Below are 20,225 nucleotides of genomic sequence, written 5' to 3'. Positions count from 1 at the left end.
GTCCGTCGTTCACTGGTAGATCAGGACCGCGTGCGCCACCACGAGCGCGCCCACCGCCTGCGCGGTGAGCCAGCCCCGGGCGAGCCCGTCGCCCCGCCGCTGTACGAGCATCCCCGCTCCGGCCGCGATCCACACCGTGAACGGCAACCAGATGCGTTCGACCTCCGCCTTGCTCAGGGCGGACAGGTCCGCGGCGAGCACCATGACCACGGCGCCCGCGACGAGCGCGAGGAGGGCCGTCGGGGTGCCGAGGAGCGGGCGCCGGAAGGCCCCGACGGCACCGGGGATCCTTCCGATCGCCGCGGCGCCCGCCGGGCCGAGCGCACACGCCGCGGCGGCGAGATTCGCCCAGCCCCAGTACGCGAACGGCCGGAAGGAGGCGATGCCCTGGTAGTACCGCAGCACCACGCCGTGATAGCCGTCGAGCCACCAGAACCCCGCCGCGGCGAACACGGCGACCACCAGGAGCGCCGACGGGACCGCGGTCAGCAGCGGGCGGGGGTTCCGCGCGATCAGGAGCACCGCGACGGCCAGGACGCCCATCAGGATGAGGCCGTAGTTGAGGAAGATCGCCCAGCCGAGCAACAGGCCCGCGAGCACACCGAACGCCACGGCGCGGCGCCCCCGCGCGACCGCGGCGACCGCCAGCGCCGCGATCCCCCATGCGGCGGTGCCGGCGAAGTACGCGTCGCCCGACGGCGCCAGCCACAGCGCGCCCGGGAACAGCGCGAGGAAGGGCGCGCAGCAGCGGGCGATCTCCTCGGTGCCGAGGGTCCGGACCGTGACCAGGATCGCCGCGGCGGCGGACGCGCCGGCGGCCGTGCAGAACAGCGCCGCCCAGGTGCCGCCGCCGAGGCCGATCCGGTCCAGGCCGACGAAGGTCAGCAGGGCACCGGGCGGGTGTCCGGAGACGTGCACCGTCCAGGAGTCCGGGTGGTAATCGGGGATACGGCGGGCGAACTCGCGGACCGCGCCACCGACGTCCGCGCGCGCACCCGGCACCTCGTGCAGGTACTGGTCGTAGCCGGTGAGCTTGGTGGCGAACCGTTCCCACCCCGCGACGGTGCCCAGGCTCAGCGCCCAGGCGAACAGTGCCGTCGACGTCACCACGGCGAGGCGGCCGAACGGCAGCCGGCGCGCCAGCGCCGGCCCTTGGAGCACGACGGCGGCGGCGAGCACGAGGGCGGGAACGGTGCCGATCCCGGCGTGCGCGTCGAACGTCCCGAACAGGGGCGCGGCCTCGGCGACGAGCCGCATGCGGAACCCCTCGTCGAAGAGGTACGGCACGATCACCGCCGCGGCCACGAGCGCGACCGACCCCGCCGCCCAGGCAACGTCGCGGCGCACGGTGCCGCGGGGCGCGGCCGACTCGGAGGGCATGTCCCCGACGGTATCCACCGGACCCCGTCCGGGACAGCCGGAACGGGAGGTCGCGGCGCAGCGTCATACTTTCGTCATCGCGAAGGCATGGCCTGCGCGGCGCCGCGTTCCTAGCGTGAAGACCATGACAGACATCGAGCCGGACGCGGTCACCGTGGTGATCCCGTGCCGCGACGAGGCGGCCTCGATCGGAGCCGTGATCGCCTCCCTCCCCGAGGGATTCACCGCCCTCGTCGTGGACAACGGATCGAGCGACGGCACCGGCGAGGCCGCCCGCCGCGCGGGCGCGGAGGTCCTCGCGGAGCCGCGTCCGGGATACGGCAGCGCCGTGCACGCCGGGGTCGCGGCGGCCCGCACGGAGATGGTCTGCACCATCGACGGCGACGGCTCGATGGACCCCGCGGAGTTGGGCGCACTCGTCGACGCCGTACGCGGCGGGGCGGACCTCGCCGTCGGGCGGCGCCGACCCGACACCCGCGGGGTCTGGCCCTGGCACGCCCGCCTCGGATCGGCGCTCGTCGCCGCCCGGCTGCGCCGCCGGTACGGCCTGCCCCTGCACGACATCGGCCCCATGCGGGCCGCGCGGCGCGAGGCCGTCCTCGGCCTCGGCGTGCTGGACCGGCGGTCCGGGTACCCCGTGGAGCTGCTCGCCCGCGCCGGCGCGGCGGGGTGGCGCGTGGTCGAGCGCCCCGTCCGCTACGGCCCGCGGACCGGCGGGCGGTCGAAGGTGTCGGGCTCGCTCACCGGCACGGTCCGGGCCACCGTCGACTTCCTGCGGGCGGCGCGATGAGCACCGTCCTGATCGTCGCGAAAGCACCCGTTCCGGGGCGGGTGAAGACCCGCCTGACCAGCGCCTACAGTGCGGCCGATGCGGCGCGTTTCGCCGCCGCCGCCCTCCGGGACACGCTCGCGGCGGCCCTCGCCGTGCCCGGCGCCCGGTGCGCGGTCGCCCTCGCCGGACGGCTCGACGACGCCGTCGATGCCGGTGTCCTGCGCGAACTCCTCGCACGGTGCGTCGTGTTCCCGCAGTCCGCGGGCGGCCTCGGCGCCCGGCTCGCGGACGCCCACCGGCGCGCCGCCGACCCCGACGGGCCCGTCCTCCAGATCGGGATGGACACGCCGCAGGTCACCCCCGAGCTCCTGGCCTCCGGTCTGCGCGCGTCCCGGCGTCGCGCCGCGCTGGGCCCCGCGGCCGACGGCGGGTGGTGGGCGCTCGGTGTGCCCGCGGGCGCGGCGGACCGCCTCGGGTGCCTCGCGGACGTCCCCATGTCGACGAGCCGGACCGGGGAGGCGACCCGGATCGCCCTCGCATCGATCGGGCTGTCCCCCGCCCCGTTGCCCGAGCTGCGCGACGTCGACCACCCGGGGGACGTCGCCCCGGTCGCCGCCGCCTGCGCGCCGGGTTCGGCGTTCCGCCGCGCCGCGGCCGAGCTGACGAGCGCGGGTTCGCCGTGCTGACGGGGCACTGGGAGTCGGTGATGGCGGGACGGTGCCGGGAACTCCAGACCGCCGACGGGCACGTCCGGCGGCTCCCCGTCGCGCGGTGGCACGGCCGGGACCGGGCCGACGACACGCTGATCCGCACCGTCGCCGAGTGGTGCACCGGGCCGACGGTGGAATTGGGCTGCGGGCCCGGCCGCTTCGTCGCCCACCTGCTCCGCCGGCAGGTCCCCGCCCTGGGGATCGACGACGCCCCCACCGCGATCCGGCTGACCCGCGATCGCGGTGCCGCCGCGGTGCAGCGGGACGTCTTCGCGCCGCTGCCCGGCGAGGGCCGGTGGTCGCACGTCGTGCTGCTGGACGGGAACGTCGGCATCGGCGGCGATCCGGGTCGGCTGGTGCGCCGCGCCCTCGAACTGATCGAGCCGAAGGGGACGATCATGGTGGAGGTCGAACCAGCCGTGCGGGGAGTCCTCCGAGAGGCGGTGCGGCTCAACGTCGCCGGCGGGGCCACCGAATGGTTCCCCTGGGCGCGGGTGGGGGCCGATGGGATCGGCGCCCTCGCCCACGAGGCGCGGCTGCGGATCGTCCGGCGGATCGAGAGCGGCGGCCGGATGTGCGTGGAGCTGGCGCGATGAGCGCGCCGCAGACGGCCCCGGAGACGCCGGCGCACGTGCCGCTGCTGCGGCGTCCCGGCATCGCGGCGCGGCTGGGCGTCCTGCTCGGCGTGTGCGTCGTGCTCTGTTTCGCCACCGGGCTCTTCAGTCACTGGATCCAGCACCCGCCGTCGTGGTTCGTCACGCCCCGCTCGCCCGCCTGGCTCTACCAGCTGACCCAGGGGGTGCACGTGGCATCGGGGGTGGCGACGATCCCACTGGTGCTGCTCAAGCTCGCCGCGGTCTATCCGAAGCTCTTCGAACGCCCGATGATCGGCTCGCCCGTGCGGCTCCTCGAACGCGTAGCGACCGCGGTCCTGGTGGCCTCCATGCTGTTCCAGCTGTTCACCGGTCTGCTGAACATCTCGCAGTGGTACGCGTGGAAATTCTTCTTCACCACCACCCACTACGCCACCGCGTACCTCGTACTCGGCGCCGTCGCGGTGCACGTCGCGATCAAGCTGCCCCTGGTCGCAGCGGAATTCCGCAGGCGCACCGCGGAATCCGTCACTCCCGGCCTGTCGCGGCGCGCCGTGCTCACCGCCGGGATCGCGGCGGCGGGACTGGCGGTGGTCACCGTCGGGAGCCAGTCCGTGCCCGCGCTGCACCGGCTGGGCGTGTTCGCACCGCGCTCCGGATCCGGGCCGCAGGGCATGCCGGTGAACCGGACCGCGGCGGCCGCCGGCGTCGCCACGAGTGCCCGCTCGGGCGACTACCGCCTGGTGCTCGCCGGCCCGACGCCGGTGGAGCTCACCCTGGAGCAGCTGCGCGCGATGCCGCAGCACACCGCGCGCCTCCCCCTCGCGTGCGTGGAGGGCTGGACGCAGTACGGCTGGTGGTCGGGGGTGCGGGTGGGCGATCTGGCCGCGCTCGCCGGCCTCGAAGGCCTGAACCTGCGCTTCGTCTCGCTCGAACGCGGGCCCTACGGCCAGTCGGAGATGGACCACGCGCAGGTGACCGACCCGGACACGTTGCTCGCGCTCCGCCTGGGCGGGGAGGACCTGGACCTCGACCACGGCTTCCCGTGCCGGTTGATCGCGGCGTCGCGGCCGGGCGTGCAACAGACCAAGTGGGTCAGCCGGATCGAGGCCGTGCGATGAGAGCTGTACGGGTACTGCTCGCCGTCGTGGGCGTGAGCCTGCTCGCGTTCGGCGCGAACCGGCTCTACGAGACGATCCCCCCGAAAGACCTGCTCGACGCGGCGATCTGGGCCGCGGCGATCCTCATCGCGCACGACGGGATCTTCGCACCCGTGTGCCTGCTGCTCGGGCACGGCGCGAAGCGCATCCTGCCCGTCGCATGGTGGCAACCGGTGCTGATCGGGACGATCTTCGCGGTGACGGTGTGCGCCCTGGCCGCGCCGGTCGTGCTGCCGCGGCCGCCCGACAAGCGGGCACTGAACCCGACGGTCCTCGACCAGCCGTACACCGCCTCCGCACTGTCGCTGCTCGCGGTGATCGTGCTCGCGACGGTGATCGCCGGGATCGCCCGGACTAGAGGATCCGCTGCATCAGCACCAGATCCAGCCAGCGACCGAACTTGATGCCGACCTGCGGCATCTGGCCGGTCACGCGGAAGCCGAGCTTGCGGTGCAGCGCGACCGAGGCGTGGTTGGACTCCTCGATGGCGGCGACCACCACGTGCACGTCGGACTCCTGCGCGCGCTCGATGAGCGCGTTCATCAGCGCCTCGGCGATGCCGCGGCGGTAGAAGCCGTCCGCCACGTACACCGAGTTCTCGACGGTGTGCTTGTAGCCCGACTTGCTGCGGAACGGCCCGTACGAGGCGTACCCGCCGAGCTCACCGTCGACGATGGCGACGAGGACGGGGAAGCCCCCGGCGCGGCGCTCGGCGAGCCAGGCCTCGCGCTCGGCGAGGTCCGCCTTCTCCTCGGACCAGATGGCGGTCGAGTTCTCCACGGCATCGTTGTGGATGGCGAGGATGGCCGGAAGGTCGGCCGGCTGGGCGTCGCGGATCTCCATGGGGCAATAGTAGGCTCTCAACAAATCACTGGTTCACTTGGTGCGAAGACTCGCAGAAGATCCAGCTACTCGGAATCAAACTTCAGTGTTACGTCTTCCAACCCCGAGGCATGCAAGTCGTCATCACGAATATCCAAGTAGTGCCGAAATGCGGGATGAACTCTAAAATGTATCGGACGCGAGGAGCGCTCTGAGGAACGTGATGCAACCTTCAGCTTGCGATCAACTTCAGACTTCCCCTCCACATGAGCAAACTTGCCCTCTCGGACCTCAATACCAAGGAATGACGTCCTCAGTAGCCACGATCTAATCTCCAACGGATCGTAATCGATGCTCCCCAAGACCTGACCCAATTCCTCTTCGGTGAGAATTGAATTGAGCCCCGCAAATTCGTATAGAACATCCTCGAGACTGAAGCCTTGCGATCCGCTCTCAACCACAAGGGCGTCATACGCAAACCTTGAATAGGTTTCGTCGGCCATCGCTATATCATCTTGAGTAATAACTGCGTGCCTCCGATTTATTGCGGTAGTGAGGGCAGCGTTACCGAAGTAGATAATGTCACGCGGACGCGGCAGTATCCTCCATAGAATGTAGTCCTTAGCGGGTAACCCGCTCACCTCATCTGGGAATATGGTAGCCCACATGTCATCATCTCGAGGATTCTTACGCCTTCGATTAGTCGAGTATCGCTCCTCGAGCACTCGTGCAAGGAGATAAGGGTCATCCCAATGGACCGCAAGTGGACCGATCTTGTCTGGCTCCCTCGCGTAAGAAGTCATTACTTCGAAAATGTCCGATCGAATGAATATTCCCAGCGTTACAGTTCTCCCGTCCATCCCCCTTAGAAGCGCCTTTCGAAATTGTCCTGCCGCCCCTAATAGCGCTAGCAGGAACCTGGAAGTAACTTCGAAATCAGTGTCGCTCTCCCACGTCTTGTCAAGATTATCAACGAGGATAGCAATCCGATTATGCGCACTGAATGCCGCTTTCCTGAGTTCGTGGTGAAACTCTTTGAATGAGTGCACGCCGAGGGCGCTACCGACGACTTCTCGAAGCTCTCGATCATCACACGTCGATGCAGATTCGGTTTGAATCCTGGATATCGCTTCTTCCAGCCGCGTAGCTAAGTCAGCCGTGGCGTCTACTCTCATCGCCGCAAGTCTGCGATCGATCGCCAACAACTCCGGCGATCCACCCACTCCTGCGCCACTTGCGTCTGCAGATGCGAGCAGATGACACGCGACCTCAGTCGACAAGAGAAAGTTCCATAGGTTATTGAGAAGGTATTCACTCCCCGAGCGCAACTCGAATCGACTAACCAGATCAACCAACCCAGCAAGCTCATAGGATGTCGGCTTGACCCGCACCACCAGATTCCGTCGGTCTTTTTCCAATTCAGCTGCAGCCTGCAGCATCGTGGCTGTTTTTCCAGTCCCTTTCCTCCCAATGAAGACTGTTTCCGATCCCCGCAACAGGCTGCCGAACTCGCTCGTTGGCAAAAAATACTCTTCAAGCCGCGAAAACTCCTCGTTTTCCGCCACGTATTGACCAAACGAGCTAACGGGCAATTCCAAGTCCATTGTCAATCGCCCCAGGCGACGACTACTTCCCTGTTTCAGAGGTATGCTCTCCAGCCAATCATCAACATGTCGGACCATTTGAGCCGCAGTCGAATAATTAAAGAGGAGATCTCGGTAGTCGAGAGGACTTTCGTACTCCGATTCAGCAACCATTAACACAGGCGTTTCCCAACCCCGCGCAAATCCCGCAAGAAAACTTGATCGAGCATTATGCTCGACTCCTCGCGTCCTGCCGGGGTTCATCAAGTGAAATATCGCCGCCGCCGATCGCACTATCTCACACGCGTAGTAAGAGAGGGGCGCCAGCCCTAGGTCGTCGCCGCTAGCAAGAACCTGGATACTCCCACGGTTTCCAAGCTCCTTATCCAGCATTTCGGCAGCTTGAAACTTGACCGGAACAGTCGGGGCGAACACAGCATTGAGCTGTTGTTGCCGACGATCTGAAAGAATACTCGAAAGAAGCGAACCTTCACCACCTGCAATAATAGCACCTTGAATACGGTTCGCTAGTTCGTGACCATTACCATGGTAATCCAACCTGCCGATTGTGGCGAATAACTGGACGCCTTCCCACAGTCGTCGCGCACTCTCCAGAGACTCATCCAAAGCAAACAACAGTGTCTTATTTCGCGCCAGCGCATACCCTGCCTCGAACAACACATTCTTGTTCATTGTGCTGATTTCGGCCACGACGACGTCGGCGCGATCGATCTCGTCTGTGATTGCGTCGATGAGGATCCGTCCGCTCGGATTCATGTCTTGCCAGGTTCGCGCTGCAACACCTTGATCGCGCAAATCCGCCGCAGCTGTAGACATTGCCTCACCACAGGATGCCGGATACGACGCGTAAGCAAAGAAGACCGACGTATTATCTGACTCGCCCACCACCCGATTGTGTCACCCAACAGGGTTCCGCGTGTCCGACTTCACGTATTCACCCACACCGATGGCTGCGCCGCGCCTCAGAGGGGTACGGAGTGCCTTCTAGACGCCGCACTTCGGGCTGCGGACGCTAACCCGCGGTGGCTACTCCGGGACGATGCGCGGGATCTCGGAGGCCTTGCTGGTGAATTCGGGGGCGCGCTTCTCGAGGAAGGCGGCCACGCCCTCCTTGCCGTCGCCGATCGAGGTGTAGTACATGCCGAGCGAGTCGGCGAGGTGCTGGTCCAGGGGCTTCGCCGCACCGAGGCCGCCGTAGACGAGCTGCTTCATGACTCCGGTGGCGGCGGCCGAGCGGCCCTTCACCCAGGAGCGGGCGAGTTCCTGCGCGGCGGGGACCAGCTCGTCGGGCTCGTGCAGGCTGCGGACGAGGCGACCCTCGCGGGCCTGCTCGGCGGTGAGGATGTCGGCGGAGTAGACCCACTCCAGCGCCTGCGCGGGACCGACGATCCGCGGCAGGAACCAGCTCGAGCACGCCTCCATGACGATGCCGAGCCTGCCGAAGACGAAGCCGATGCGGGCCTTCGTCGACGCGAGCCGCGTGTCCATCGCGAGGGTCATCGTCGCGCCGATGCCCACCGCGGGGCCGTTGATCGCGGCGATCACCGGCTTGGGCAGCGAGTAGATCGCGAGCGTGAGCTTGCCGCCGGTGTCGCGCACACCGTCCTGGTACGGCGCCTCGTCGTAGTGCGCCGCGAACTCCTCGGGCGTCGGACGCACGGACTCGTCGAGGCCGAAGACGTTGCCCTCGCCGGTGAGATCCATACCCGCGCAGAAGGCACGGCCCGCGCCGGTGACGACGACCGCGCGCACCTCGTCGCGCCGCGCGTGCACCTCGAAGAACTCCGTCAGCTCGCGCGCCATCGTCACACTGAACGCGTTGAGCTGATCCGGGCGGTCGAGCACGAGCGTGGCGATGCCGTCGTCGTCGAGCGTCCAGCTGATGGTCTCGAAGGAATCAGTCATGCTGGTCACGATATGCTGGCGCGGCGACCGTGCGGTCCGCGCCTCCTTAGCTCAGTGGTAGAGCACCGCTCTTGTAAAGCGAAGGTCGTCGGTTCAATCCCGACAGGGGGCTCCACGAAGGGGGACGGCCATGTCGACCACGGTGCAGGTCATCCTCATCACCGCGCTGGTGCTCGGCCTCGTCGCCCTCGTCTTCGGGCTGGTGCACCTGTGGAACACCCGGGTCGAGGGCACCGAGCGCGAGAAGCGGATCGACGGCTTCTTCGACCGGCTCAGCGATCGCTTCTTCGACCGCTGAGTCTCACTCGCGTCGGTCGGCGAGCGCCGGCCGGCATGCACCCAACCGTGAATTCAATCAACAGAATGACATCTCCTTTATCATGAAGCCTCATGGAGGGCGGTCTGTTCGAGGAGCTGGAAGCGCACACCGAGGTGCGCCTCGGCCTCGCGGCGGCGAACGCACTGAGCACCATGCGGTCCAGGTGGATCTACGTCGGCGAGGACAATGCGCTCCTCGGGGAGCTCGCCACGCAGCTCGCCGCGAGCGAGCCGTATCGGATCTTCGCCGCGAAGGTCCTCGAACTCGCGGACGATCGCCTCGCACGCATCCACGACGGCTCGGAGCCCTTCGTCGCCGACAAGGCGTTCACCCCTGAGGATGCGCGAGCACTGGAACGCGCCGGACTCGTCGCACTCACCCTCGACGCCGAGTGGGCAGCGCCCGTCTCCCGCATCCTGGCGCAGGCATCGGTCGCACCGAACCCCGCAGTCAAGGCCGTCCCGTCGCAGGCCGCGGCATTCGCGATGGCGCGCGCCATCATGGCGGCCCCCACGCCCGAGACCGTGTCGGCGCTCGCGGACGCGACCAGCGCCACCCGGCACGCCGGCATCAAGAAGAAGTTCACACGCTATACCCGGGACGCCAGGCGCCGCCTGGGATCCCGGCCTGACGTGGCGCTACGCCTGGCCGAGGAGCACCCGACGAAGGCACAAGTCACCACCTGGCTGAAGTCCGTCGAGGGCTCCTGGACCGTCGCCGCCTCCTGGGACGCAGCTCGTTGGATTCGGGCCGCGTTCGCGACATCCGTCACGACGTTCAGCGAAGCGCTGGTCTGGCAGGTCATCGACGGGCCGTCGTTCCTGGGCCGCCCCGGCGCGTTCCGCGACGCCGCGGGACGGCCGGTGCAGGTCCCCGACGACGCGCGAGTCCGTCTCTGGCATCCCGCTGCATCGACGGACGCCGATCGGACCGCCTGGCGAGAACACGTCCGCGAGGCGAAGCTCGAGCAACCCTTCTCGCAGGTGTTCCGTGAGCACTACGACGCCTCGGATGCCGATCGACTCGTAGCCGCGAACACCGTGCACGACACCCGACAGGTGATCGGCCTCTACCGTTCCGAGGGCTGGCGTCACGACGGCGACAACACGATCGCACGCGGTACCGCCGCCGCCGGAGCGCTCCTCTGGTTCGACGCCTCGATGTACCCCGGCTCCGGCTCGCAACAGTGTCACCCGCTCGGACTGGCCATCGGCGCACCGTCGTTCACCGCACAGGGCATCCGGACGCTCGACGCCGAACCCGACGCGGCAGCGCAGTCCGAGCTGGTGCGGTCGGTGGACCTCATCCTCAGCGCATCGACGATCGCCCTCGACGAGAACGGGTTCGACGACGGCGTTCGCGGCGACCAGACCCCCGCCGGCGTACTCGCCACTCGAAGAATGATTCTCGAGCACATCCTCGCCGAGCTGCCCACCACAGCGGTGAACGTCGCGGCCAGGCACGTCGAGGTGAACGGTCACCGCGTGAGCATCGCGACCGTCCGCGTGACGCGGGACGGCGACGCCGTCGAGGTCACGCCCCGCCGTCGCCACGGGCTCTGGCAGCCCGCGACGGACCGGCTGCTCACGACGATCGTCGGCACCGTCGTCGCACTGCTCGACGAGGAGTGACCGCGGACCGTCAGCCGCGCAGGGCCGAGGCGAAGATACCGGGGAGCTTGAGCCAGGACGGCTTCGCCGCGAACGCGGTGAGCCGCTCGCCGGTCACGGCACCGGTGCGGTTGGTCACGAACCACGGCGGCTTCGGCGACATCGACAGCTCGCCGCCCGCGAACGACCGGGGCGACGGACGGAACGGTCCGCGCACGACGGTCCGCTCCACGTCGTCGAGCAGCAGCGCGTTGTGGACCACGCCGATGCCGCTCTGCACATCGTCGATGGTGTGGCCGGGGAAGGCACCCCACGACGCGCGGGCCGTGAGATAGCCGACGCCGGTCCACGCGTTCACGGCGATCGTGCCGTACCGCAGGTCCGCGATCGCCCGATCGAACGCCGGGCCGAGCGCGCTGATCGTCGCCGGGTCGGCGACGATGTTCACGCCGAGCGTGCCCTCGAAGTCCTCGTTCGCCGCCCTGACGGCGGCGTCGAGGAAGGTCGCGGCGTCGCCGGCCAGCTCCAGCACGCCGTAGACCGGCGCGAAGTACTCGGTGCGCAGCGCCTCCTCGGTGCGATCGGCCCGCAGGCCGGACAGGAGGGTGCGGGCACCGTCGGGCCCGACGGCCTGCGCCCGCTCCCCGTAGCCGGCCCGGGCGGCGGCCACCCGGTCGGCGGAGCCCGGATAGTAGTCGCGGCGCGACGGCGCGCGGTCGAACGCGGCGCGCAGCTCGCGGAGGAACTCCTCCTTCTGCGGCCAGTCGGCACTGATCACGGCCACCTGCGAGGCGACGCAGTTGTAGCCGTTGTTGTGCAGACGCTGCGTGGCGAGGTGCTCGGCCTGGAACCGCAGGTCGGCGGCGGACCACTCGCCCGGCACGACGATGGTCGGGGAGACGCCGCCCAACTCGCTGGTGATCGTCTTGTCGAGCAGCGGGCGGTTCTCCGCCTTGCGCTGCGCGCCGTCGTCGCCGGTGCCGAAGACGATGGCGTCGTGCGTGCGGGCACTGCCGGTCATGTGCACCGTCGTGATGCCCGGGTGGTTGACCAGGGCGCCGCCCACGTCGGCCCCGCCGGTCACGATCCGGACCACGCCGCGGTCGATGAGCGGGGCGAAGGCGGCGCGGTAGGTCTCCAGCAGCGGGTCGGTGACCGGGTTGAGCTTGAGCAGCACGACGCGGTTGTCGGCGTACAGCTGGTAGAGCGTGTCCAGCGGCGGGATCGAGAAGATGTTGCCCGCACCGAGGACGCCGGCGATGCCGTGCGTGATCGTCGGGTCGAGTTCGCCCAGGCCGGCGCGTTCCCGGACGGCGGCGGCATCCACCCCCGGCACCGTCCAGACCTCCGCGCTGAAGCCGCTGAGCAGGAGCCGGTCGAAGGCGCTGTGCGGCAGCACCTCGACGGCCGAGCGGCCACCGGGCGCGGGGCGGACCGTGAAACCGTCGGCGGGGCTGCGCCCCTCCTCCAGCGACCGGAGCGACGCGGCGAGCGCCTCGCACGCGGTGATCACGGAGTACGGCCCCGACAGCCACTCCTCGCCGAGCAGGGTGGAATCGGCGGGCAGGCCCTTGATCCCGGTGGCGACGTCGACCCACTGCCGCGCGACGGCGGCGGTCGCCTCGCGGACCTCGTCGAGCAGGGCGCGACGGTCCGCCAGCGGCGTGGCGGCCCAGGTGCGCTCGCCCTGCTGCAGGTCGGCGACAGCGGCGTCGAGGACTGATTCGGTGGTGGTCATACGGCTCTCCGTCTCCGTTCGACCCGACGTGAGCCGGGTCACTGTTCCCCTTCGAGTCTGACCCCCGGACGCGCCCCGGGCATCGTGCGAGAGCTTCGGCCGTCACGCCGATCCGTTGTGCCCACGCACAACGACCGCGCACATGACGAGGGCTACCATCGAGGCGTGTCCACGATCACAGAGCCCGCGGAGACGTCGCCCGCCGCGGTCGCCCGACTGCTGGTGAACGACCTCGACGGGCTGACCGACGAGCTCGTGGATCGCATCCTCACGGGCGAACACGCCTATGCGGAGAGCACCCTCATCACCCCGGTCGAGCTCCGCGAGGCTGTGCACGCGAACCTCGATTCGGTGCTGCGGCAGCTCACCGGCGAGCTCGGCAGCGACCTGCACGCCGCCCGCGCGACGGGCCGGCTCAAGGCCGAGTACGGCTTCCCGCTGGCCGCGGTCCTGCACGCCTACAGGCTCGCGGGGCGCCTGGTGTGGGATCGCATGCGCACCGCGTGCGCCGACAATCCCGAGATTCTCCCGGACATCGGCGCGGACGTCTGGCGCATCATCGACGAGTACTCGACGGCCGCCGCCGAGGAGTACGGGCGCGCGGTCTCCGAACGCACCACCCGGCACGCCGAGCTGCTCCAGGTCGAGCTGCGCGCCCTGTTCGACGGGGTGCTCGAGCCCGGTCGCCTGCACACCGCGGCGCAGATGCTGCAGTTGCCCGCCACGGGCACGTTCCTCGTGGTGTGCGCCGAGGCCCGCGGAGCCGGCGACCCGTACGCCGGGATCGACCGTCGGCTGCGGGACCGGCTGGTGGCCTCGCACTGGATGTCGGACGTGCAGACCCGCATCGGCCTGCTGAGCCTGAGCACACCGCAGACGCTGCCGCAGGTACTGGACCTGCTGCGCGGCGAAGCGGGCGGGCGCGTGGGCGTCAGCGAGCCCTTCACGACACCGCTCGGCGCGCGCGACGCGCTGCGCCAGGCCGAACTCGCGATGGCCAGCCTGATCCCGGGCGAGACGACGACCGAGACCTACGGGCGATCGGCGCTGCCGCTCGCGCTGGCGCACTCCCCCGCCGCCGCGCGCGAGCTGCGCGACGCGGTCCTCGGCCCCGTGCTCGCGCTCCCGGAGGCGGACCGGGACGCTCTCATCACCACTGTGCGCGCCTGGTTCGACTGCGGCGGCTCCCTCGCCGCCACCGCGGAGGCCCTGCACTACCACCGGAACACGATCAATCACCGGCTCCGCCGGATCGAGCAGCTCACCGGCCGCGACCGGTCGGACCCGCGGGCGGCCGCGGAGCTCTACGTCGCGGTCCTCGCGGACCGGCTGTTCGGGCGCGACTAGGCCCCGGCGCGGGCGCATTCCGGGGACGTCGAGGACACCGCCGCGGCGGTCGCGCGGCAAGTGGTGATCCGGCGCGGATCACGGGCCCACGGGCGGACCGGAACCCGGCGTGATCTGGCACAGTAACGAATCGAGGTCAGTGCCACGACACCGACGTGAAACCCCGAGGAGGTGCCCCACGATGAAGCCCGCGTTCCGCGATCGCCTCGCGCACGCAATACAGGCCGTGACCGGCCGGAACGCCGCCACCGTCGACACCGCGGGCATGCCGGTGCTGACGCCGCTGCAGCCCGTCGACCTCCGCGACAACGAGACCGTCGGCGAGGTCCTCGAGGTCGCGATGAAGGTCGGCGAGGTGCTGCTGGATTCGGGCACCGGCGCCGTCGACACCGAGGCCCAGGTCCGGTACGTCGCGGCCACCTACGGCATCGACGACGTCACCGTGACCGTCACGTACAACGCGATCACCGTGAGCGTGCAGCGCGGGCGCGGCCTGCCCCCGTCGACCTACACGCGGACGGTGAGCCACCGCTCCCTGGACTACACCCGCCTGTCCCAGGTCGACACCCTGGTGCGGCGCATCGGGCGCGGGCGGATCCGCCCGGACCAGGCCCTCGCCGCGCTCGAGTCGATCATGACCGCGGGGCACCCCTACCCGCGTGCCGTCGCGACCTTCGGCTGGGCCCTCATGGCGGGCGCCCTCACGCTGCTGCTCGGCGGCAAGCTCTCGCTGGCGGGCGTGGCCTTCGTGACGACCGCGCTGATCTACGCCGTGAACGTGCGGCTGAGCCAGTGGGGCCTGCCGTACTTCTTCCAGCAGGTCGTGGGCGGTTTCCTCGCGACACTGCCCGCCGCGATCATTTACCGCTTGTCGATCGAGTTCGGCTGGGACGTCCAGCCCTACCGGGTGATCGTCGCCGGCATCATCGTGCTCATGGCCGGGCTGTCACTGGTCGGCAGCGTGCAGGACGCCATCACCGGCGCGCCCGTGACGGGCGCCGCCCGGTTCTTCGAGGTCGTCGTGTTCACGGGCGGCGTGGTGGCCGGCGTCGGCATGGCGCTGAGCGTCACCGCGCAACTCGGCGCGACCCTGCCGCCCCTGCAGCAGCAGCCCTTCGACTACGCGCCGCTGCCGATCCTCGTCGGCGCGGGCGGTGTGGCCGCGGCGGCGTTCGCCCTGGCCGGGTACGCACAGATCCGCGCGCTCACCGCGTCCTTCCTGGCCGGGTGCGCGGGCGCCCTGGTCGCCGGGTCGATCCTCAACCTGGGGCTCGGGCCCATCGTCTCGTCGACGGTGGCCGCGACCGTCGTCGGCCTGGCCGGCGGCCTCCTCGCCCGACGGGCCGTGGTCCCCCCGCTCATCGTCGCCGTCGCGGGCATCACGCCGCTGGTCCCCGGCCTCGCCGTCTACCGCGGCCTGTCCGAGCTGATGGAGGGACAGACCACCTCCGCACTGACCAACATGGCCACCGCGCTCACCGTCGGCTGCGCGCTGGCCGCGGGCGTCACGCTGGGCGAATGGGTGGCCCGCACCCTGCGCCGGCCGCAGCTCCCGCCGAACCTGCGGCCGCACATCGGGGGCATCACCTTCCGCCGGGTCCGCGACTGAATCGTTTCGCGGGTAAACTGTCCCTGCTCGTCCATTTCCCGAACGAAGGTGCGTTCATGCCCCCGAAGACCACGCAGGACATCAGCGAAGACGATCTCGAGCCCGTCGCGGACGAGACCGCCCGCCAGGCCCAGCGGGTCGTCGCGGCGTACGCCGAGGACGCCGACGAGTGCCGGATGCTGCTGTCGATGCTCGGCATCGGCCCCAAGGAGGCGTAGCCCACCCATGACCGCTGCGGCGTTCGGAACTTCTGATTTCATCGTCGTGGCCAACCGGCTCCCGGTCGACGTCGAGAAGGCGCCCGACGGGACGCTGACCTGGAAGGAATCTCCGGGCGGCCTCGTGACCGCGCTCAAGCCGATCCTCAGCGCGCGCAACGGCGCGTGGGTCGGCTGGCCCGGCGCCCCCGACGTCGGCGACGGCCCCATCGAGGGCGAGGACATGCTCCTCGTTCCGGTGAAGCTCAGCGCCCAGGAGGTGCAGGAGCACTACGAGGGCTTCTCCAACGGCAGTCTGTGGCCGCTGTACCACGACGTCATCGTCAAGCCCGAGTACCACCGCGAGTGGTGGAACACCTACGTCGAGGTCAACCGCCGCTTCGCGGAGGAGACCGCCAAGGTCGCCGCCGAGGGTGCCACCGTCTGGGTGCAGGACTACCAGCTGCAGCTGGTGCCGAAGATGCTGCGGATGCTGCGGCCCGATGTGAAGATCGGCTTCTTCCTGCACATCCCGTTCCCGCCCGTCGAGCTGTTCATGCAGATGCCGTGGCGCCGCGAGATCGTCGAGGGGATCCTCGGCGCCGACCTCGTCGGTTTCCACCTGCCCGGCGGCGCGCAGAACTTCCTCTACCTCGCCAGCAAGCTGGCGGGGTATTCCACCAGCAAGAACTCCATCGGCGTGCGCTCGAAGTTCGGCGTGGTCACCGTCGGATTCCGGTCGGTCCGGGTGGGCGCCTTCCCCATCTCCATCGACTCCGCCGACCTGTCGGCCACCGCGAAGCTCCCCGAGACGAAGCAGCGGGCCCGGGCGCTGCGCAAGGAGCTGGGCAATCCCGAGAAGATCCTGCTCGGTGTCGACCGGCTGGACTACACCAAGGGCATCGACGTGCGGCTGCGCGCGATCGGCGAGCTGTACCAGGAGGGCCGCCTCGATCCGGAGCGGCACGTCTTCGTGCAGCTGGCGACCCCGTCGCGCGAGCGGGTCGAGTCCTACAAGGTGATGCGCGACGACATCGAGCGGCAGGTCGGCCGGATCAACGGCGACTTCGGCCGCGTGGGCCGGCCCGTGGTGAGCTACGTGCACCGCCCGGTGCCGCGCCGCGAGCTGCTCGCCTTCTTCGCCGCAGCCGACGTCATGCTCGTGACCCCGCTGCGCGACGGCATGAACCTGGTCGCCAAGGAGTACATCGCCTGCCGCAACGATTCGACGGGCGCGCTGGTGCTCAGCGAGTTCACCGGCGCCGCCGCCGAGCTGCGCCAGGCCTACCAGTGCAACCCGCACGACCTCGAGGGCGTGAAGAACGCGATCGACGAGGCCGTGCACCAGGACGCCGAGGAGGGCAAGCGCCGCATCCGCACCATGCGCCGCCAGGTCCTGCAGTACGACGTCGACCGCTGGGCCCGTTCCTTCCTGCAGACGCTCGCCGGCACCGTCGACGAGACCCGGGCATGACCCTGCCCGGCTCGGTCCGCGACGCCCTGCGGCGGTTCGCCGCGCTGCCGGCGGTGCTCGTGGGCACCGACTACGACGGGGTGGTCGCACCGATCGTCGCCGACCCCGCCGCGGCCTTTCCGCTGCCGGGGACCGTCGCCGCGCTGGAGGCGCTCGCCGGCCTGCCCGGCGTGACGGTGGCCGTCGTCTCCGGCCGCGACCGCGCGACGCTCGGCCGGCTCTCCGGCGCCGGCGAGGCGCTCGTCACCGTCGGGAGCCACGGCGCGGAGTGGGCGGAGGGATTCGAGGGCGCCCTCACCCCCGACCTGGTGGACCTGCGGTCGACCGTGCTCGACGACCTCGCGGCGATCGCCGAGCGCTTCCCCGGCGCGGCCGTCGAGCCGAAGCCGCTGGGCGCCGCGCTGCACGTCCGGAACGTCGTGGACGCGTCCGCCGGGCCGCTCGCGCTGGAGGAGGCCCGACGGGGCCCCGCCGCCCTGCCCGGCGTGCACGCCACGGAGGGCAAGGCCGTGCTGGAGCTGACGGTGCTCGACGCCTCCAAGGGACGGGCGCTGCAGACGCTCCGCGAGCGCACCGGCGCCGACGCCGTGCTGTATCTGGGCGACGACGTGACCGACGAGAAGGCCTTCGCCGCGCTGACCGGCGCCGAGGACGTCTCCGTGAAGGTGGGCGACGGTGCCACCGCCGCCCGCTTCCGCGTCGACGGGCCGGCCGATGCGCGCGCGGTCTTCGAGGAGTTGCTGGCGCTGCGTCGCGGCTGAGTCCCGTCGACGCGCTCCGTCCAGGCCGGTGTGTCTGCGGGCAGGCCATGCGCGCCGCGTTCCGTCCACCCGAAGCCACGTACCTCCTGCGGGCGCAGACATGCGGCGCCGGGCGGACGACCTGCGCTCAGAAACAAGAGTTGACCTGTGAGTTCACCAGGCATGCGTCGCGCGCATGGCTCTCGCGCGGCACCACCGCCCCTCCGAGTGGCAGCCCGCGCAGCTCAGGCGATGGGGATGAGCGCGTACGGGTCGTCGGCGGGCAGGGGCGCCGCGGATTCGGCGGTCACCGTCAAGCGGTCGAAGCGGATGGAGCCGCCGTGATTGTCGAGGAAGGCGATGTCGGCGGCGTCACGGCCGGTGGCGATCCGCACCATCGCGGCGCGCGGCGCGAGGCCGGTCGCATCGAGGACCCACCAGCGGCCGTCGACCATCACCTCGGCGACGGCGTGGAAGTCCATCGGATCGCACCCGGGCGCGAAGACGGCGCTCATCCGGGCGGGCAGCTTCAGCGCGCGGAGCAGCGCGATCGTCAGGTGCGCGTAGTCGCGGCACACGCCGGCGGAGGCGAGCAGGGTGTCGGAGGCACCGTCGACGGAGCGGCTGGCTCCGGGCAGGTAGTCGAGCCGATTCGCCACGAACTCCCGCACCGCCACAGCACGTTGTGCATCTCCGGTCACGCCCGCGAACTGCTTCGCGGCGTAGCCGTAGAACCGGTCGACCTCGCAGTACCGCGACGGCCGCAGGTACAGCGACCGCAGGTACTCGTCGACCGGCTCCGGCGCCGCGAAGCCGGCGACCTGCGCGTGGTACTCCAGCAGCACGGCCCCCGCCCCGGCGTCGACCCGGTGGATCCGCCCGCCGTGCGGCCCGACGACCTCGTGCACCGGCAGGGGCGCACCGTCGAGCGTGACGGCGAGCGACTCCTGCACCTGCAGGCCCGGCACCCGCGCGACGGTCGCCTGATACTCCAGCACCGTGGGGGCGAGCACGGTGCACGCCACCCGCGCGGACATCCTCCGCGCGCCGGGGACCACTAGTTCTTCGACAGCGCCGACATCGATTGCCACGTCGGCCAGTCTAGGGTCCAGTCGTAGATGTCACCGTCGGCCTCCGACAGCGGGATCGACGTGCCGGTGACCTCCACCGGGTCCCCGAACAGTGCGCTCTCGAAGTAGCGCTGCGCGTCCTCGAGAGAGAGGTTGATGCAGCCGTTGGTGACGTTCGAGGCGCCCTGGTTCCCGACGGTCTGCGGGTTGGCGTGGATGAACTCGCCGTTGTTGGAGATCCGGACCGCCCACCGTTCGCGCACGTTGAAGTACCCCGCGGCGGGGTTGGACATGGCGAAGTCCTCGTGCTTCTCGCTGACGACGTGGATGCCCGAGCGGGTCACGTTGCGCGGGAGGTCGCCCTCACCGTAGGAGCACGGGAGGTCGAGGTACACCTGGTCGCCGCGCATCACCCGGATCCGGTGCGACGGGGCGGAGGCCTTCACGATCTGCGAACGCCCGACCACGAAGTCGCTGGTCACGTCGCTGGCGCCGTACTGCCCGCCGCCGTGGTCGAGGCCGTAGAGCTTCGCGTTCATCGACACCTTGGTGCCGGGCCGGTAGTACTCGCGCGGCCGCCAGTGGGCGCGGGAGCCGTTGTCCTCGGGCAGCCACGCCCAGGCCCCCTCGGTGTGCGGGGTGGTGGTGATCTCGAGGGCCTTCTCGACGGCGGCCTTGTCCTCGACGGTGCCCGCGAATTTCAGGATGAGCGGGGCGGCGATGCCGACCTCGGCGCCGTCGGCGATGTTGACCTGGACCGACATCGTGGCGTCGGGCGAGACCACCGCGACCTCGCCGTCGAGGCTCGACCAGGTGCCGCCCTCGCCGTCGGCGGCCCCGGACCAGCGGTAGGTGGCGCCGAAGCCGAGGGGCTCGGCCGTCGAATAGGTCACACCGTCGGGCGACGCGGTCAGTTCGACCTTTTTGCCCGTTTGGACGTTCGTCAGCGCCACGCCCGGACGGAAGGTGCCGCCCCGCACGCGCACGGAGACGGTGTCGCGGGGGCCGATCCGCTGACCGGCCGCGGGCGCGTACTCGAAGGTGGGGGCATCGGCCCTGGTCTCACCGATGCCGCCGTCACGGGTGCAGGCCGCCGCGGCGACGGCCACCGTCGCCGCGGCACCACCGAGGAAGGCGCGCCGACGCACCGGCGCACGAAAGAAGTCGAACACTGT

At 70.0% G+C, this 20,225-nt stretch carries 19 protein-coding genes and 1 tRNA gene; 13 read left to right on the top strand and 7 right to left on the bottom strand.

The features are described 5' to 3' along the window. Positions 1-9: 9 nt before the first annotated feature. A complete protein-coding gene (locus ELY19_RS11305) occupies positions 10-1,380 on the bottom strand; it encodes a hypothetical protein (RefSeq protein ID WP_126196285.1) in 1,371 nt (456 codons plus the stop codon). 124 nt (positions 1,381-1,504) lie between these two features. Between ELY19_RS11305 and ELY19_RS11300 the strand changes: the two genes are divergently transcribed. The 5 genes from ELY19_RS11300 to ELY19_RS23495 are packed head-to-tail and all read left to right on the top strand — an operon-like array spanning position 1,505 to position 5,019. Continuing rightward, complete coding sequence (locus tag ELY19_RS11300; protein WP_126196284.1) at positions 1,505-2,170, top strand: glycosyltransferase family 2 protein; 666 nt, start codon at positions 1,505-1,507, stop codon at positions 2,168-2,170. Beyond that, positions 2,167-2,838, top strand: a complete 672-nt coding sequence (locus ELY19_RS11295; protein WP_126196283.1) for a TIGR04282 family arsenosugar biosynthesis glycosyltransferase — start codon at positions 2,167-2,169, stop codon at positions 2,836-2,838. The genes ELY19_RS11300 and ELY19_RS11295 overlap by 4 nt, the downstream gene beginning before the upstream one ends. Continuing rightward, the gene (locus ELY19_RS11290; protein WP_126196282.1) at positions 2,832-3,458 is read left to right on the top strand and encodes a class I SAM-dependent methyltransferase; all 627 of its coding nucleotides are present in this window, start codon (positions 2,832-2,834) and stop codon (positions 3,456-3,458) included. The genes ELY19_RS11295 and ELY19_RS11290 overlap by 7 nt, the downstream gene beginning before the upstream one ends. Then, positions 3,455-4,576 (top strand): molybdopterin-dependent oxidoreductase, encoded by a 1,122-nt coding sequence (locus tag ELY19_RS11285; RefSeq protein ID WP_126196281.1) that lies wholly within the window; start codon positions 3,455-3,457, stop codon positions 4,574-4,576. Before ELY19_RS11290 ends, ELY19_RS11285 begins: the two co-directional genes overlap by 4 nt. After that, positions 4,573-5,019 carry a hypothetical protein gene (locus ELY19_RS23495; protein ID WP_164711585.1) on the top strand — a complete coding sequence of 149 codons (447 nt, stop codon included), beginning with the start codon at positions 4,573-4,575 and terminating at the stop codon, positions 5,017-5,019. Before ELY19_RS11285 ends, ELY19_RS23495 begins: the two co-directional genes overlap by 4 nt. On the opposite strand, the gene ELY19_RS11280 is transcribed toward ELY19_RS23495, so the two are convergent. The 3 genes from ELY19_RS11280 to ELY19_RS11270 all read right to left on the bottom strand — a co-directional run bounded on the left by ELY19_RS11280 (position 4,970) and on the right by ELY19_RS11270 (position 8,946). Next, entirely contained in the window at positions 4,970-5,458 is a 489-nt protein-coding gene (locus ELY19_RS11280) for a GNAT family N-acetyltransferase (protein WP_126196280.1), read from the bottom strand. The two genes, ELY19_RS23495 and ELY19_RS11280, sit on opposite strands and share 50 nt — an antisense overlap. A gap of 65 nt (positions 5,459-5,523) precedes the next feature. Beyond that, positions 5,524-7,926, bottom strand: coding sequence for a P-loop ATPase, Sll1717 family (locus ELY19_RS11275; RefSeq protein ID WP_126196279.1), 2,403 nt, complete (start codon positions 7,924-7,926; stop codon positions 5,524-5,526). 141 nt (positions 7,927-8,067) lie between these two features. Continuing rightward, positions 8,068-8,946 carry a crotonase/enoyl-CoA hydratase family protein gene (locus ELY19_RS11270; protein WP_126196278.1) on the bottom strand — a complete coding sequence of 293 codons (879 nt, stop codon included), beginning with the start codon at positions 8,944-8,946 and terminating at the stop codon, positions 8,068-8,070. Positions 8,947-8,986: 40 nt separating this feature from the next. Between ELY19_RS11270 and ELY19_RS11265 the strand changes: the two genes are divergently transcribed. From ELY19_RS11265 to ELY19_RS11260, 3 genes are all read left to right on the top strand, one after another. Continuing rightward, a tRNA-Thr gene (locus ELY19_RS11265) sits at positions 8,987-9,061 on the top strand. Between the two features lie 15 nt (positions 9,062-9,076). Beyond that, positions 9,077-9,244, top strand: a complete 168-nt coding sequence (locus ELY19_RS23490; protein WP_164711584.1) for a hypothetical protein — start codon at positions 9,077-9,079, stop codon at positions 9,242-9,244. Between the two features lie 92 nt (positions 9,245-9,336). Then, positions 9,337-10,896 carry a DUF4132 domain-containing protein gene (locus ELY19_RS11260; RefSeq protein WP_126196277.1) on the top strand — a complete coding sequence of 520 codons (1,560 nt, stop codon included), beginning with the start codon at positions 9,337-9,339 and terminating at the stop codon, positions 10,894-10,896. A gap of 10 nt (positions 10,897-10,906) precedes the next feature. On the opposite strand, the gene ELY19_RS11255 is transcribed toward ELY19_RS11260, so the two are convergent. Then, on the bottom strand, positions 10,907-12,613 hold the full coding sequence (locus tag ELY19_RS11255) for an aldehyde dehydrogenase family protein (protein ID WP_126196276.1): 1,707 nt from the start codon (positions 12,611-12,613) through the stop codon (positions 10,907-10,909). Between the two features lie 165 nt (positions 12,614-12,778). On the opposite strand from ELY19_RS11255, the gene ELY19_RS11250 reads away from it, so the two are divergent. From ELY19_RS11250 to otsB, 5 genes are all read left to right on the top strand, one after another. Then, positions 12,779-13,960, top strand: a complete 1,182-nt coding sequence (locus ELY19_RS11250; protein WP_126196275.1) for a PucR family transcriptional regulator — start codon at positions 12,779-12,781, stop codon at positions 13,958-13,960. Between the two features lie 226 nt (positions 13,961-14,186). After that, positions 14,187-15,569 (top strand): threonine/serine exporter family protein, encoded by a 1,383-nt coding sequence (locus ELY19_RS11245; protein ID WP_227966749.1) that lies wholly within the window; start codon positions 14,187-14,189, stop codon positions 15,567-15,569. A gap of 56 nt (positions 15,570-15,625) precedes the next feature. After that, positions 15,626-15,787, top strand: a complete 162-nt coding sequence (locus tag ELY19_RS23485) for a hypothetical protein (RefSeq protein ID WP_164711583.1) — start codon at positions 15,626-15,628, stop codon at positions 15,785-15,787. Positions 15,788-15,794: 7 nt separating this feature from the next. After that, entirely contained in the window at positions 15,795-17,240 is a 1,446-nt protein-coding gene (locus ELY19_RS11240; RefSeq protein WP_126196273.1) for an alpha,alpha-trehalose-phosphate synthase (UDP-forming), read from the top strand. Continuing rightward, on the top strand, positions 17,237-18,001 hold the full coding sequence (otsB, locus tag ELY19_RS11235; RefSeq protein ID WP_126196272.1) for a trehalose-phosphatase: 765 nt from the start codon (positions 17,237-17,239) through the stop codon (positions 17,999-18,001). Before ELY19_RS11240 ends, otsB begins: the two co-directional genes overlap by 4 nt. Before the next feature lie 224 nt (positions 18,002-18,225). Here the strand turns inward: otsB and ELY19_RS11230 are convergent, their stop codons facing one another. Both ELY19_RS11230 and ELY19_RS11225 read right to left on the bottom strand, forming a co-directional pair. Further along, positions 18,226-19,071 (bottom strand): transglutaminase-like domain-containing protein, encoded by an 846-nt coding sequence (locus tag ELY19_RS11230; RefSeq protein WP_126196271.1) that lies wholly within the window; start codon positions 19,069-19,071, stop codon positions 18,226-18,228. After that, on the bottom strand, positions 19,038-20,222 hold the full coding sequence (locus ELY19_RS11225; RefSeq protein ID WP_227966743.1) for a L,D-transpeptidase: 1,185 nt from the start codon (positions 20,220-20,222) through the stop codon (positions 19,038-19,040). Before ELY19_RS11225 ends, ELY19_RS11230 begins: the two co-directional genes overlap by 34 nt. Between the last annotated feature and the right edge of the window lie 3 nt (positions 20,223-20,225).

It is taken from the genome of Tsukamurella paurometabola (assembly GCF_900631615.1).
GTDB lineage: Bacteria > Actinomycetota > Actinomycetes > Mycobacteriales > Mycobacteriaceae > Tsukamurella > Tsukamurella paurometabola_A.
The sequence above is the reverse complement of the archived record's forward strand: the minus strand, read 5'-3'. Positions and strand labels throughout refer to the sequence as shown.

Coding starts and splice junctions, on each gene's coding strand:
- ELY19_RS11285 (WP_126196281.1), top strand. CDS start 3,455: ATGAGCGCGCCGCAGACGGCCCCGGAGACGCCGGCGCACGTGCCGCTG.
- ELY19_RS11305 (WP_126196285.1), bottom strand. CDS start 1,380: ATGCCCTCCGAGTCGGCCGCGCCCCGCGGCACCGTGCGCCGCGACGTT.
- ELY19_RS11255 (WP_126196276.1), bottom strand. CDS start 12,613: ATGACCACCACCGAATCAGTCCTCGACGCCGCTGTCGCCGACCTGCAG.
- ELY19_RS11260 (WP_126196277.1), top strand. CDS start 9,337: ATGGAGGGCGGTCTGTTCGAGGAGCTGGAAGCGCACACCGAGGTGCGC.
- ELY19_RS11300 (WP_126196284.1), top strand. CDS start 1,505: ATGACAGACATCGAGCCGGACGCGGTCACCGTGGTGATCCCGTGCCGC.
- ELY19_RS11270 (WP_126196278.1), bottom strand. CDS start 8,946: ATGACTGATTCCTTCGAGACCATCAGCTGGACGCTCGACGACGACGGC.
- ELY19_RS11280 (WP_126196280.1), bottom strand. CDS start 5,458: ATGGAGATCCGCGACGCCCAGCCGGCCGACCTTCCGGCCATCCTCGCC.
- otsB (WP_126196272.1), top strand. CDS start 17,237: ATGACCCTGCCCGGCTCGGTCCGCGACGCCCTGCGGCGGTTCGCCGCG.
- ELY19_RS11295 (WP_126196283.1), top strand. CDS start 2,167: ATGAGCACCGTCCTGATCGTCGCGAAAGCACCCGTTCCGGGGCGGGTG.
- ELY19_RS11240 (WP_126196273.1), top strand. CDS start 15,795: ATGACCGCTGCGGCGTTCGGAACTTCTGATTTCATCGTCGTGGCCAAC.
- ELY19_RS23485 (WP_164711583.1), top strand. CDS start 15,626: ATGCCCCCGAAGACCACGCAGGACATCAGCGAAGACGATCTCGAGCCC.
- ELY19_RS23490 (WP_164711584.1), top strand. CDS start 9,077: ATGTCGACCACGGTGCAGGTCATCCTCATCACCGCGCTGGTGCTCGGC.
- ELY19_RS23495 (WP_164711585.1), top strand. CDS start 4,573: ATGAGAGCTGTACGGGTACTGCTCGCCGTCGTGGGCGTGAGCCTGCTC.